This window comes from Pseudarthrobacter sp. AG30 (assembly GCF_003116525.1).
In the GTDB taxonomy this organism is placed as follows: domain Bacteria; phylum Actinomycetota; class Actinomycetes; order Actinomycetales; family Micrococcaceae; genus Arthrobacter.
The window spans coordinates 238558-251183 of sequence record NZ_QEHL01000002.1 but is presented as its reverse complement, the minus strand read 5'-3'; the positions used below and the strand labels follow the sequence as shown (position 1 = coordinate 251183).

Annotated in this window: 14 protein-coding genes; 12 read left to right on the top strand and 2 right to left on the bottom strand. The window is 63.9% G+C overall.

All coding sequences use genetic code 11. The features are described 5' to 3' along the window. Nucleotides 1–8 precede the first annotated feature (8 nt). The 11 genes from DC347_RS02915 to DC347_RS02865 all read left to right on the top strand — a co-directional run bounded on the left by DC347_RS02915 (nucleotide 9) and on the right by DC347_RS02865 (nucleotide 8997). Complete coding sequence (locus tag DC347_RS02915; RefSeq protein ID WP_109044372.1) at nucleotides 9–884, top strand: type II secretion system F family protein; 876 nt, start codon at nucleotides 9–11, stop codon at nucleotides 882–884. Between the two features lie 9 nt (nucleotides 885–893). Continuing rightward, nucleotides 894–1109: a Flp family type IVb pilin gene (locus DC347_RS02910; protein WP_109044371.1), complete on the top strand. Its 216-nt coding sequence runs from the start codon at nucleotides 894–896 to the stop codon at nucleotides 1107–1109. Between the two features lie 165 nt (nucleotides 1110–1274). Continuing rightward, the gene (locus tag DC347_RS02905; protein WP_240617675.1) at nucleotides 1275–1604 is read left to right on the top strand and encodes a Flp family type IVb pilin; all 330 of its coding nucleotides are present in this window, start codon (nucleotides 1275–1277) and stop codon (nucleotides 1602–1604) included. 43 nt (nucleotides 1605–1647) lie between these two features. Beyond that, a complete protein-coding gene (locus DC347_RS02900; protein WP_368665736.1) occupies nucleotides 1648–2100 on the top strand; it encodes a TadE/TadG family type IV pilus assembly protein in 453 nt (150 codons plus the stop codon). Continuing rightward, nucleotides 2088–3119, top strand: coding sequence for a pilus assembly protein TadG-related protein (locus DC347_RS02895; RefSeq protein ID WP_109044368.1), 1032 nt, complete (start codon nucleotides 2088–2090; stop codon nucleotides 3117–3119). Before DC347_RS02900 ends, DC347_RS02895 begins: the two co-directional genes overlap by 13 nt. A gap of 42 nt (nucleotides 3120–3161) precedes the next feature. Then, nucleotides 3162–3911, top strand: a complete 750-nt coding sequence (gene cpaB / locus DC347_RS02890; protein WP_240617674.1) for a Flp pilus assembly protein CpaB — start codon at nucleotides 3162–3164, stop codon at nucleotides 3909–3911. Continuing rightward, on the top strand, nucleotides 3908–5101 hold the full coding sequence (locus tag DC347_RS02885; protein WP_109044366.1) for an AAA family ATPase: 1194 nt from the start codon (nucleotides 3908–3910) through the stop codon (nucleotides 5099–5101). Before cpaB ends, DC347_RS02885 begins: the two co-directional genes overlap by 4 nt. Continuing rightward, nucleotides 5101–6603 carry a CpaF family protein gene (locus DC347_RS02880; protein ID WP_109044365.1) on the top strand — a complete coding sequence of 501 codons (1503 nt, stop codon included), beginning with the start codon at nucleotides 5101–5103 and terminating at the stop codon, nucleotides 6601–6603. The genes DC347_RS02885 and DC347_RS02880 overlap by 1 nt, the downstream gene beginning before the upstream one ends. Next, complete coding sequence (locus DC347_RS02875; protein ID WP_109044364.1) at nucleotides 6600–7532, top strand: type II secretion system F family protein; 933 nt, start codon at nucleotides 6600–6602, stop codon at nucleotides 7530–7532. Before DC347_RS02880 ends, DC347_RS02875 begins: the two co-directional genes overlap by 4 nt. Before the next feature lie 7 nt (nucleotides 7533–7539). After that, on the top strand, nucleotides 7540–8427 hold the full coding sequence (locus tag DC347_RS02870; protein ID WP_109044363.1) for a type II secretion system F family protein: 888 nt from the start codon (nucleotides 7540–7542) through the stop codon (nucleotides 8425–8427). 93 nt (nucleotides 8428–8520) lie between these two features. Further along, nucleotides 8521–8997 (top strand): Hpt domain-containing protein, encoded by a 477-nt coding sequence (locus tag DC347_RS02865; protein ID WP_109044362.1) that lies wholly within the window; start codon nucleotides 8521–8523, stop codon nucleotides 8995–8997. Nucleotides 8998–9005: 8 nt separating this feature from the next. On the opposite strand, the gene DC347_RS02860 is transcribed toward DC347_RS02865, so the two are convergent. Then, entirely contained in the window at nucleotides 9006–9791 is a 786-nt protein-coding gene (locus DC347_RS02860) for a response regulator transcription factor (protein WP_109044361.1), read from the bottom strand. Nucleotides 9792–10043: 252 nt separating this feature from the next. Here DC347_RS02860 and DC347_RS02855 point away from each other — a divergent pair, with 252 nt between their 5' ends. After that, nucleotides 10044–11711, top strand: a complete 1668-nt coding sequence (locus DC347_RS02855; protein ID WP_109044360.1) for a cell wall metabolism sensor histidine kinase WalK — start codon at nucleotides 10044–10046, stop codon at nucleotides 11709–11711. Here DC347_RS02855 and DC347_RS02850 read toward each other — a convergent pair. Continuing rightward, on the bottom strand, nucleotides 11708–12601 hold the full coding sequence (locus tag DC347_RS02850) for a tRNA pseudouridine(38-40) synthase TruA (RefSeq protein WP_109044359.1): 894 nt from the start codon (nucleotides 12599–12601) through the stop codon (nucleotides 11708–11710). The genes DC347_RS02855 and DC347_RS02850 overlap by 4 nt on opposite strands. Nucleotides 12602–12626: the final 25 nt, after the last annotated feature.

Genomic DNA, 12626 nt, shown 5'->3' with positions numbered 1-12626 from the left:
GGGATGACATGCAACCCATCGCATTAGCAGCAATATTGGCCATCGTCGTGCCGACTTCGGGCATGGTTTGGTTGTCGTTCACAGGCGACCGGGCTGCCCTGCGTCGCATCAAGGCCAACCTGGGCGGCCGTTCCGCGCAGGCATCACAGTCACTCAACATCAGCCAACAATTCTCGAGCCTGTCCAAGCGGATTACACCCCGCGGCTACGAGGGCTGGCTTGACAAACAATTGTCGGGCGCGGGTCGACCAAAACAATGGCCGCTGTCCCGGATCCTTATGATCAAGCCAATGCTGGCTTTCGGCGGCGCCCTCCTGGGCCTTCTGGTCTTCATGGGCGCACCCTCGGCTGGGAGGTTCTTCATTGCCTTTGTGATTGTCGCACTGGCCTATTTCCTTCCAGACATCCTCTTGCGGAACTTTGCCCAAAAGCGCCGGGAAGCAATCAGGTTGGAGCTCCCGAATGCCTTGGACCAAATGCTGATTTCGGTTCAGGCGGGCCTCGGATTCGAAACCGCCATGGGACGTGCCGGTGAGAATGGCAGGGGGCCTCTTGCGGATGAACTAATCAGGACTCTTCAAGACATTCAGGTAGGACGCTCCCGCAAGGAGGCGTACCTGGCTCTCTCGGAACGAGTTGACGTTCCCGCAGTGCGGACGTTCGTTCGGGCCGTGGTACAGGCCGATACCTACGGCATTGCCATCGCCGGAGTGTTGAAGGCACAGGCGAAAGACATGCGCATCAAACGCAGGCAGATGGCCGAAGAACACGCCATGAAGATGCCGGTCAAGATGCTCTTCCCGCTGATCTTCTTCATCCTGCCGACGCTCTTCATCATTTTGCTGGGGCCTGCTGTCCTTCAGATCATGGCAGTTTTCTCTTAGGGGGCAGCCATGTTGAATTGGTTCCCTGGTTTTATAACCCGACGCGCCGAAGCTCTGCGTACGTTGATGATGGACCAGCGCGGAGCGACAGCCACCGAATACGGGATATTGGTCGCATTCCTTGCAATGGCTCTGGTTATCGGCATCACCGCTTTTGGCCAGGCCCTGAACCTCCACTACCAGAACCTCGCGACAACATTGAGCTCGGCTCTGGGAATCCCCTGATCCCTCCACCAACAGCGCAGCTTGCGCCCATAGTCCGGACCCCCTCGGCACCCAGAACCGAGGGGGTCCGTTTTTGTGTGTTGACGTCCCTGAATCCCACCGCCAACCGAGTAAAAGCCCAGCATTTGCGCAGGACGCAGGCATCAGGGAAAGGCTTTGCGCAGGATGTTGCAAGATCCGGTCAAGACGGCAAAACCCGTTGCTAACTTCAATTCAGTGCTGGTGCAGGGCCAGCCAATCCGTCTCGCTCAGGAGTCAAAAATGCTTTCTCTCTACACCAACCTCATGATTCGCGTTCGCAGCGAAGAGAAGGGCGCAACTGCCGTCGAGTACGGCATCATGGTCGCCCTTATTGCCGTCGTCATCATCGCCGCTGTCACGCTTCTGGGCGGAACACTGAGCGACACCTTCAACAACATCAAGTGCAACGTTTCCGGCGCTGGCAACTACGTTCCCGGTACAGGTGGCGCTGCAGGGGCTTGCGTGAAGCCCTAGGGGATTCCTCGTCAACGAACGCGCTCAGTACGACAGACGTGACATGGGTGGTGACGGCGCGAAGACCGTCATCGCTCATGTCACGCACCAACTGAAAGGCACAGTCATGGGTCGGGAATCCGAGGGTGGCGCTGCTGCCGTCGAGTTCGCGATCGTGGTGCCTCTCCTCGTCATGTTGCTGCTGGGGATTATGGAGTTCAGCCGGGTTTACAACGCCCAGGCTGAGCTTTCGGCAGCTGCACGCGAGGGCGTGCGTGTACTGGCAGTGACCGGCAATCAAACAACGGCGCGGTCCGCAGCGAAGAACACCGCGGTTTCCATGAATCCGGCCTTGCAGGACACCAACATCAGCTTTGGCACACCATGCCCTTCAACGGTCAGCGCTGGAACCAGTCCCCAAGCCACGGTCACGATCACCTACTCCTTGTCCACCTTGACGGGAATAGCGGGACCATTCACGATGACCGGCAAGGGAACAATGCTATGCGGCGGCTGAAGCCGACCATGGGAAAGAACGACGGCGAGCGCGGCGCCGTGAGCGTCATCGTGGCGCTGACGCTGGTGGTCTTGCTTGGCTTTGGCGCCATGGCCGTGGACGTCGCGATGATGTTCTCGGAACGAACCCAACTTCGCAACGGAGCGGATGCAGCGGCCCTTGCCATCGCCCAGAAATGCGCCAAGAATCCCAGTGACGCGGACTGTTCCAGCACGTCGTCCCTGGCAAAAACATTGGCGAACAACAACGCCAATGACGGTCTCAGTAACCTCAAGTCCGTAGTCCTGGACAAGACCAACCGCAAGGTGACAGTGACTGTGGGTTCGCAGGAAGCAGGCCACACGGCAAACCAAGTGTCCCTCTTCTTCGCCCGCGCCCTGGGTATAAATACCGCCGAGGTCAATGCCCCGGCTGCCGTCCAGTGGGGCAGTCCAACCAAGGGTTTGGCAGCCTTCCCGATCACTATTTCAATCTGCCAGGTCCGCGGACAATACGGGGTTATGCAACTCCTGCAGATGCATGGAAGCGGAGCCAACCCCGGGTGTAACTATGGGCCGTCTGGCGCCGCCGTGGAAGGCGGTTTTGGCGGTCTCAAGCAGGACCCCTCTGTTTGTGGCGCCACCATCGACATCTCGAAAAGCACCGCTGGCGGTGACACCGGCAACAACCCCCCGTCCTACTGCGACAGTCTTCTGAATTCATGGGCGGCCGACATAACGGCTGGAAAGGACGTCATTGTGCTGATCCCCATCTTCAACGCAGTCACCGGTACCGGCAATAATGCCGTTTTCGGTCTGACAACCTTCGCCGCTTTCAAGGTTGCGGGCTGGAAGTTTGGGCCCACCGGCCTGCCCTACACCTTCCACAACAGGACGCCGGACGTACCGGCTGCGCTGCAATGCCGCGAACCATGCAAAGGAATCATCGGCACGTTCGTCAAATACGTGTCGCTGGCCAACGGCTACACCCTGGGCCCGGTGAATCCGGACGGCGCTACCATCGTCGCCCTCAGCAGCTAGCCTCCACCATCTAGTGGTTCGTGAAAGCAACAGGAGCAGTCAGTGAAGTCACGTATGTTGGCCGGTGTATCAGCAGTGGTGCTGGCCATCATCGGAGCGGTCCTCATCATCACGTACGCGCAGGGCGCCGATGCCCGCGCCATGAAGGACATGGATCCCACCGGGGTTCTCGTGGTGACCAAGGCGGTACCGGCCGGCTCCTCCTTCGACATTGTGCAGGCGTCAGTCGCGGTGCAGCAGGTTCCAGCAACGGCCGTTTCGAAGACTGCCCTGAAGAACCTCGACGATTCGGCCGGCAAGGTCGCCGCCGTAGACCTCGTTCCCGGCGAGCAGTTGCTCGCCGAACGGCTCGTTGACCCGGTAGATGCAAAGTCCAGCGGCTCCGTTAAGGTGCCCGCAGGCATGCAGGAAGTCACCTTCGAACTGGAAGCCAAACGCGTGGTGGGCGGCCGGATCCAAGCCGGAGACCACGTTGGCATTGGATTCAGCTTCGCCGCAGGCGCCGACAAGACCAAGACAGGCGAAGCCACAACCCAACTCACCCTCCGCAAAATCCTGGTGACCGCCGTCCAGCGTGCCCCGCAACCAAGTGCAAAGCCCACGGACGGCGACAACCCGCAGGACACCACCCTCCCGCAGGGATCGTTCATGGTCACCGTTGCGGTCAGCGACATCGACGCCACCAAGATCATCTATTCCTCAAACAACGGCGATCTCTGGCTCACCAAGGAACCCCTCGACGCCCAGGACAATGGCGGCTTCATCGCCAGGAAGGACACGGTGTACAAGTGAGCCGCTTCGTCCTCCTCTCCCCCAACGGCGACTTCGACCAGAAGCTGCGCGCCGCCGTCGCCAACGGCCTGCGCGGCACCGTCCAGACCATCTCGAGCGATATCCTCCCGGCGGGCCCGGCGGAACTGTTCGCCCTCCTCAACCAGGAGCAGCCCGAGGTGCTCATCATCGGCCCGGATGTCCCGTACGAGGAAGCACTCCGGTTCGCCAAGGTCTTCGACGTCCAGCTGCCCGGCCTCAGCCTGGTCCTCGTCAGCGACGTTGACCCTGCCGGCCTGCTGCACGCCATGCGGGCGGGTATCCGCGACATCCTCAGCCCCTTGGCGGACGCCGCCGAAATCCGGGTACTGCTGGAACGCGCCTGCCAGTCGTTCGCCACCCGCCACCGCGGCCCCGAGGCGCAGCAGCCGGGAGACGGCAAGGGCCTGGTCATCGGCGTCTTCTCCCCCAAGGGCGGCGTCGGCAAGACCACCCTGGCCACCAACATTGCCATCGGCCTGGGCCAGGTGGCACCCATGAGCGTGGTCATCGTGGACCTTGACCTGCAGTTCGGCGACGTCGCCTCCGGCCTCTACCTCAACCCCGAACACACCGTCACGGACGCCGTCACCCCGGCCGCCGCCCAGGACTCCCTGGTCCTCAAGGCCTTCCTCACCGTGCACCCGGCCGGCATCTACGCCCTGTGCGCCCCACCCAACCCGGTGGACGCGGACCATATCACCCCGGACCAAGTCAGCCACCTGCTGGACCAGCTGGCCCAGGAATTCCAGTACGTGGTGCTGGACACCGCCCCCGGCATGCCGGAAATCGGGCTGGCCGCCATGGAAAAATGCACTGACGTGGTCTGGGTCAGCGCCATGGACATCCCCAGCCTGCGCGGCCTCCGTTCCGGCCTGGAAGTCCTCCGCCAACTGGACATCATGCCCGAATCCCGCCACGTGGTCCTGAACATGGCCGACGCCAAAGCAGGCCTGAACGTCCGCGACGTCGAATCCACCATCGGCGCCCCCGTGGACGTCAGCGTCCCCCGCTCCCGGGCAGTGGCACTGTCCACCAACCGCGGCATCCCCGTCCTCCAGGACTCCAAGAAGGACCCGGCCGTCAAAAGCCTCCGCCAACTCGTCCAGCGCTTCAACCCGGCATGGCGCACGCAGGCCCAGCGGAAGCTTCACCGAAGAGTGGTTATCTGATGAAACTCTCCGAACGCATCAACGCGGCCCAGGGCCGTCCCCCGGCACCGGCCGGCACCGCGCTGCTGGAGCCTCCAAACCCTGCCCCCGCGCCCGCCCCGGCCGCCCCCGACGGTACGGACAAACGCCTTCCCGCCCACGCCGCCGTCGTGCCTTCAACGCACGACGCCGGCACCTCCTTTGTGCCCAAGGCACCTGGCGTGGACGTCTTCGCAGCCATGAAGGACAGGGCGGCCACCGCCCTGTTCGAACGCATGGGAGCCCGCTTCAACGACGCCGCCGTCACCGAGCAGGAACTGCGGAGCACCGCCAAGGATGAGCTCACCCGCATCATCGATGCAGAGCAGGTTCCGCTCAGCGCGGAGGAACGCGCCCGCCTGGTCCGCGACGTGGCCGACGACGTGCTGGGCTACGGCCCCCTGCAGCGACTGCTGGACGACCCCGCCGTCACCGAAATCATGGTCAACCGGATGGACCAGATCTACGTCGAGCGAAAGGGCAAGCTGACACTTACCGAATCCCGCTTCAGCTCCGAGGAACACCTCCGCAAGGTCATCGAACGGATCGTATCCAAGGTGGGCCGCCGCATCGACGAGTCTTCCCCCCTTGTGGACGCACGCCTGGAAGACGGCTCCCGCGTCAACGCCGTCATCCCCCCGCTGGCCGTGGGCGGCTCCTCGCTGACCATCCGGAAGTTCTCCAAGACCCCGTTGACGGTCCGCAACCTCATTGACTTCGGCACGCTCACCCCGGAAATGGCCGAGCTGCTCAACGCTTGCGTCAAAGCCAAGCTCAATATCATCGTTTCGGGCGGCACGGGTACGGGCAAAACCACCCTCCTGAACGTGTTGTCCTCCTTCCTGCCGCACGATGAACGGATCGTCACCATCGAGGACGCCGTGGAACTGCAGATCCAGCAGGACCACGTGGTCCGGCTGGAAAGCCGGCCGCCCAATACCGAAGGCAAGGGCGAGGTGACCATCCGTGAGCTCCTCCGCAACTCGCTCCGTATGCGTCCGGACCGGATCGTGGTGGGCGAGGTCCGTGGCGGCGAATCGCTGGACATGCTGCAGGCAATGAACACCGGCCACGACGGTTCACTGTCCACGGTGCACTCCAACTCGCCCCGCGACGCCGTTGCCCGCCTCGAAACCCTGGTGCTGATGGCCGGCATGGACCTTCCGTTGCGGGCCATCCGTGAACAGATCGCCTCCGCCGTTAACCTGATCGTGCAGATCTCCAGGCTCCGCGACGGGTCCCGCCGCATTACCCATGTCACCGAGGTCCAGGGGATGGAAGGCGACATCGTCACCCTCCAGGACGCGTTCGTCTTCGACTACTCCGCAGGCGTGGACGCCCAGGGCAGCTTCATGGGCAAGCCCGTAGCCACCGGCATCCGTCCCCGGTTCATCGACCGGTTCGAGGACCTTGGCATCCATGTCTCGCCGGGAGTTTTCGCCGGTCCGCTGTCACCGGGCGCGAAGCAGGGGCAACACTCATGATCATCGGCATTGGAGCCGTCATCCTGCTGGCGGCCATCTGCCTGCTCGGCGTCGCAGTCCTCCTGCCGGGCGCCCCCTCGGTGCCGCTGGACCGCCGTCGCCCCTTTGAACCCCAGCCGCCGTCCTCCCTGACGCGGCTGGCCCTCTCCGGGGTCAAGTCCTTCGAACGGCTGCTCGCCGGCAGGAACGTGAAACTCTTCTCCCGGGCAGAACTGGAGAACGCGGGGCTGCGGCTGAGCCAGGCGGAATTCTTCCTGCTGGTGGGGATCGGCGCCTGCGTGGGAATGCTGGTGGGCATCGTCACCGTGGGACCCCTGGCAGGGCTGCTCCTTGCGCTCCTGGCACCGTTCGTCGGTAAGCTTGTCCTCGGGTTCCTGGCCGGAAAGCGACGCGCTGCGTTCGACGGCCAGCTCGGCGACACCCTTCAACTTCTCTCCGGCGGCCTGCGCGCCGGACACAGCATCCTGCGCGCCATCGACGCCGCGGCCATGGAATCGCAAAAACCCACCTCGGAAGAGATGCGCCGCGTGATCACCGAGACAAGCCTGGGCCGCGACCTTTTGGCAGCACTGAACGACACCGCCGAACGGATGAAGAACGAGGACTTTGTGTGGATCTCGCAAGCCATCCAGATCAACCGTGAGGTGGGCGGCAACCTGGCCGAAGTGCTGGACCAGGTGAACGAGACCATCCGCGAGCGCGCGGAGATCAAGGGCCACATCAAGGCATTGGCCGCCGAAGGCAAGTTCTCGGCCTACATCCTCATCGCCATGCCGTTCGGCATCGTGGCGATGCTGCTGGCCGTCAGCCCCAACTACATGAATTCAATGTTCACCCACCCCCTGGGCTGGGTGATGATCGGTGCCTCGTTCGTCCTGATGACCATCGGCGCGCTGTGGATGCGCAAGATTATCGACCTGAAGTTCTGAGGAAGCCATGAACCTGACCGTCGTACTCTCGATCCTGCTGATCTGCCTGCCCCTGGGCGCATTAACCTGGTCCGTCCTGACCGTGGACAAGCAGGGCCGGATCGCCGCCGCCGAACTGCTCTCGCGTGGCGCACCGCCCCCAGCCGCCGCCCCCGCCGGAACAGGGCCGGGACTCCTCGAGGTGTTGGGCAGGCGCCTGACTCCCCCCGCTTACGTTGCCTTCCTTGACCGGCTCCTGGCCTTGGCCGGCCGGCCCACCTCCATGCCGCCCGGAAAGGTGCTGGGGTCCAAGCTCGGACTTGGCGTGGCCGGCGCGGCCGTTGGCCTGTACCTGACCTCGATCGGCAGCTCACCGATCATGAAGCTTGCCGGCCTCTTCATCCTGGTTCTTGGCTACTTCATCCCGGACCTCATGCTCTACAGCAAAGGGTCGGAACGGCAGAAGGCCATGCAGCTGGAACTTGCCAACACCCTGGACCAGATGCTCATTTCGGTGGAAGCCGGGCTGGGCTTCGAGGGCGCCATGGCACGGGCCGGTGAGAACGGCAAGGGCCCCCTTGCCGAGGAACTGGTGCGCACCCTGCAGGACATGCAGGTGGGGCGCAGCCGTCGGGAGTCCTACATCGCCCTGGCGGAGCGGACCAGCATTCCCGAACTGCGCAGCTTCGTGCAGGCCGTGGTGCAGGCCGACACGTATGGAATCGCCATCAGCCGGGTACTGCGTGTCCAGGCCAAGGTCATGCGCGTCAAGCGGCGCCAGCGGGCCGAGGAAAAGGCCATGAAACTGCCCGTAATGATCCTTTTCCCGCTGTTGTTCTTTATATTTCCGGTGCTCTTTATTGCCATTTTGGGACCGGCGGTCATTAATACCATCGCCACCTTTACTGGCCAGTAGGGTTGCTCAGCATGGCGGCAAGGTTGCCTCAAGGTTTACACAGAATCATCCGAAACAGGTCACTGAAGGATTTCCAGGAAGTAGCCTTGGACAATGCACAATCCCGATCCCGGCTCCAGCGGAAACAGCCCCGCTGCGGATGTGCCGCCGGCCGGGATCGCGCCGCCGTCCATTCCAGCCGCAGGTGCGGCCCATTCGCTGAAGGCGGCCTCTCTCTTGCCTCTCATTGATGCATCCGTGCTGGATGAACTCGACGACGAACTCGCAGGGTCCGGGCTGGCCCGGCGCTTCGCACGGGACTACGCCGCCATGTGGGACACGCGCCTGGCCCGGCTGGGAACAGCCGTGGACAGCCAGGACGAGGCCTCAGCCCTTGACGCGGTAATCAGCCTCAAAATCAGTTCCGCAATGGTGGGCGGTATCCGGCTGGCCAAGCTCGCCGAGGTCCTCGAAGCCCTGATCCGGCAAGGCGACTTCGTCCAGGGGCAGGCCATGATGGCCGGCGTTGCCCATGACGGCGCGCGGACGGTGTCCGAGCTCCAGTCAACCTTCATCCTCGATCAGGGGTAGCGGTCCGGTCAGGCGTCGTCGGGCCGCCGCGGCGCGAGCCTGTACCCCACCCCGCGGACCGTCTGCAGCCAGCGTGGCGCCAGCTGGTCCTCCTTGAGCTTGCGCCTCAGGTTTCCCACATGGACTTCGACGGCCCGCTCGTCCGCTTCGCTGATGTAGGTGTCATGGTCGTAGAACTCCCCGCGGACCGCCCGCACCAGGTCAGCCCTGGTACACACGGCGCCGCCACCTTTCAGCAGCACATGGAGCAGGTCGAATTCGCTGCGCGTCAGGCCCAGCGGCTCCCCCCTGACTTCCACGGTGCGCGTCCGGTGGTTCAGGCGAAGCCCGTTGTGCTGCAGGATTCCGGACTCGGCGGGCGCGGCGGCAGGAGCCGCTGCTTGGCCCCACGCGGCAGGTGACGGGCGCGGCCCGTTGACCTCCTGGCGTGGCCTGCGCATCATTGCCGCCACCCGGGCACGGAGCTCCCTGGGCCTGAACGGCTTGGCTATGTAGTCATCAGCCCCGGTGTTCAGGGCTGACAAGAGGTCCGGTTCCTCAGTCCTCCCCGTCAGCATCACCACGTAGGCGTTGCTGAAGGTCCGGATCCGCCGCAAGACCTCGAACCCGTCAATGTCCGGCAGCCCAATATCGAGAGTCACAACGTTGGCCTGCTTGCTGCGGACCACCTCTACCCCGGACCGCCCATCATCAGCTGTATGCACTTCAAAGCCCGCCTGGGTCAAAACACCTTCAAGGAGGTTCCGCACATCGGCGTCATCTTCGATGACCACAGCTACACCAAGATCGTCCATTGCTATCCCTGCGCCAGGCGGAGATGGCCCCCCATTGGCCCAGCGCCAATGCCATACCCGCTCCAACCATTTATACGCTACTAGTAAGCCCTGCTGATGACATCCGCAACAGCCCTAAAAATTGAAAAGTCAATTATTATGACAAGACATGTGCAATATGGGCGGAAAGGGGTACCTGCCCGGTATGGGAGCCGTAAAGAAAGCCTCCCTCGCACTTTGCTTTCCACAGGTAAAGGGGTACGAGTCAGAAACATGGCTGAGCCATTGTTCCACCGGGGACCCGGCCGTATCTTCCGCAGGCTGGGAACCCGCGCCCAAGTGGCGCTGTGCCAACTCCCCATCACGGTCATTGTGGCCATCATTGCCATAGCCACACCCTTCGCCTGGCCATCGCTCACGCACAGCACCCTGTACCTGGCCGGCATTGCGTTGCACGGGATCCTCTTCCTTGCCTGTTTCCTGGTCCCTTGGGAACGCCTGGCGCACCGGGCCTACCTGCTCATCCCCGTCCTGGACTTCGCGGCCATCGGGTTCCTTCGCAACGGTGCCGCACCGCTGCTCCCTGGCCTGGCCGTGCTGGTGGTCTTCCCGGTGATCTGGCTGTCCGCCTCAGGAATGCTGACCCGGACCAGCCTGGTGCTCAGCTTTGTGGGCCCTTTCCTGATCATGGTCCCGCCAACCGTGACCCACCTCCCGTCCGTCACAGCCTCGGACCTCACCACCGTGGTCCTCTTCCCCCTCATGATGCTCGCCGTTTCCCTGGCCATCCGCTTCGCGAGCGTGAACCTGCGGCTGCAGCAACGCGAACTCGCCGAAAAGGACCGGGAACTCCGTGAGCTGCTGGCCGCAAGCCGGGAACGGGAGAAGCTGCTGGAAACGGTGCTGGACGCCACCGACGTCGGCATAGCCGCCGTCGACCGCTCAGGCCACTTCCTGGTCTCCAACAGCCGGCAGCGCAACTTCCGCCGGGTCACAGGCGCCGACGACGAAGTCCCCGGCCAGGGTCACCAGCTGATCTACGGCCAGGACCGGCGGACCCTGCTTCCCCCGGACCGGCGTCCCATCAGCCGGGCGATGGCCGGGGAATCATTTGCCGACTACCTGGTGTGGGCGGGCGAGGGCCCGGAACAGCGGGCAGTCTCCACCGCGGCCCGTCCCTTGGTAAGCGAAGACGGCAAGCTCACCGGCGCCGTGGTGGTGTACAGCGATGTGACGGGCTGGGTCGAGTCGCTGGCGGCAAACCAGGACCTGGTGTCCAACGTGTCGCATGAATTCAAGAACCCGCTGAACTCGATCATCGGCAACGTGGACCTGGTGCTCGACGACGTCGCCGACCTGCCGCCGCACGCAGCCAAACGCCTGCTGGTGGTGCAGCGCAACGCGGAGCGGATGATCGACCTCGTGGCTGACCTGACGGCCTCCGCATCCACCACCATGAACGTCCACCCGAAACGGACCGACCTCGCCAGCCTGGTGGAGACCAGCCTCGGTTCGGCGCAGGCGTCGGCGCAGCGGTCCCACGTGGAGTTCGCCGCGGACGTCCCTTCACCGCTCTGGGCCTACGCGGATCCGCTCCGGATCGGCCAGGTACTGGACAACCTGGTGTCCAACGCCATCAAATACTCGCCCGACGGCGGCACGGTGAGCATCAGCGCCGAAGCGGACGCCCAGTGGGTCTCACTCAGCGTCAAGGACACCGGCATGGGGATGTCAGCGGAGGACGCCGCCAGGGTGTTCAACAGATTCTTCCGCGCCGAATCCGCGCGTCAGGCAGCCATACCCGGTGCCGGGCTCGGCCTGTCCATCACCCGAATGATCGTGGAGCGGCATGGCGGCACCATCACGTGCCAGAGCGGCGAAGGCCAAGGCAGCACCTTCACGGTGACGTTGCCGGCCGAGGGCCCACCGCCGTCGTTCTAATGTTGGCGCAGGGCCCGTGTCTGTTCGGCGCGGGCCAGCAAATCATCGTCGGACGGGTACGCCACTTCCTCCAGCACCAGCGGGTGCGGCGCGGCCAAAACTGACTTGGCGTCCCGTTTCTGCAGGAGCAACCGTTCGTGCAGCCAGCCCGGTTCCACGGTGCCCTCCCCCACGTAAAGGGCCGAACCCACCAAGGCCCGGACCATGTTGTGGCAGAACGCATCGGCCTGCACGGTGGCCACGATGACGCCGTCGTCACCGCGGGCGAACTCGAAGCGCTGCAGCTCCCTGATGGTGGTGGCACCTTCGCGCGGCTTGCAGAACGACAGGAAATTTTGCAGGCCCAGCAGCTGCGAGGCACCCTGGTTGAGCAGGCCAACATCCAGCGGATTCTTGTGCCACAGCGTGAAGTAGCGTGCCAGCGGATCCCAGAGGGCTGGTCCGTCCGCGATCCGGTAGCTGTAGCGCCGCCAGAGGGCCGAGAAGCGGGCGTCGAAGCCCACAGGCGCCAGGGCGATGTCATGGACTTCGACGGCGCCGTGGAGATCGCCCAGGGCACGGTTCAGCGCGCCACGGAGCCGGCGCAGCAGGGCGACGGCGGGATCGAGCTCGTGCCCGCGCGGCAGTGCCAGCCATTCAGCTTCAGTGAGGTCCAGGTGGACCACCTGGCCGCGGGCGTGAACGCCGGCATCGGTACGGCCGGCCACGGTGACCCGGACCGCGCGGCGCACCACCAGCTCGATCGCTTCCTCAACGACTCCCTGGACAGTCCGCAGGCCCGGCTGCAGCGCCCACCCGCTGAAGGGACCGCCGTCGTACGAAAGATCGAGCCGGAGACGCAAAAACCCGCCGCCCCCTAAGACGGGGGCCGCGGGTTTTTGGTGGTTCACAGACCTAAGTCTATGCGAAGCAGGT

Excerpts from the sequence above, each read along its gene's own strand:
- DC347_RS02915 (WP_109044372.1), top strand. The coding sequence starts at position 9 with ATGCAACCCATCGCATTAGCAGCAATATTGGCCATCGTCGTGCCGACT.
- DC347_RS02910 (WP_109044371.1), top strand. The coding sequence starts at position 894 with ATGTTGAATTGGTTCCCTGGTTTTATAACCCGACGCGCCGAAGCTCTG.
- DC347_RS02905 (WP_240617675.1), top strand. The coding sequence starts at position 1,275 with ATGTTGCAAGATCCGGTCAAGACGGCAAAACCCGTTGCTAACTTCAAT.
- DC347_RS02900 (WP_368665736.1), top strand. The coding sequence starts at position 1,648 with ATGGGTGGTGACGGCGCGAAGACCGTCATCGCTCATGTCACGCACCAA.
- DC347_RS02895 (WP_109044368.1), top strand. The coding sequence starts at position 2,088 with ATGCGGCGGCTGAAGCCGACCATGGGAAAGAACGACGGCGAGCGCGGC.
- DC347_RS02880 (WP_109044365.1), top strand. The coding sequence starts at position 5,101 with ATGAAACTCTCCGAACGCATCAACGCGGCCCAGGGCCGTCCCCCGGCA.
- DC347_RS02875 (WP_109044364.1), top strand. The coding sequence starts at position 6,600 with ATGATCATCGGCATTGGAGCCGTCATCCTGCTGGCGGCCATCTGCCTG.
- DC347_RS02870 (WP_109044363.1), top strand. The coding sequence starts at position 7,540 with ATGAACCTGACCGTCGTACTCTCGATCCTGCTGATCTGCCTGCCCCTG.
- DC347_RS02865 (WP_109044362.1), top strand. The coding sequence starts at position 8,521 with ATGCACAATCCCGATCCCGGCTCCAGCGGAAACAGCCCCGCTGCGGAT.
- DC347_RS02860 (WP_109044361.1), bottom strand. The coding sequence starts at position 9,791 with ATGGACGATCTTGGTGTAGCTGTGGTCATCGAAGATGACGCCGATGTG.
- DC347_RS02855 (WP_109044360.1), top strand. The coding sequence starts at position 10,044 with ATGGCTGAGCCATTGTTCCACCGGGGACCCGGCCGTATCTTCCGCAGG.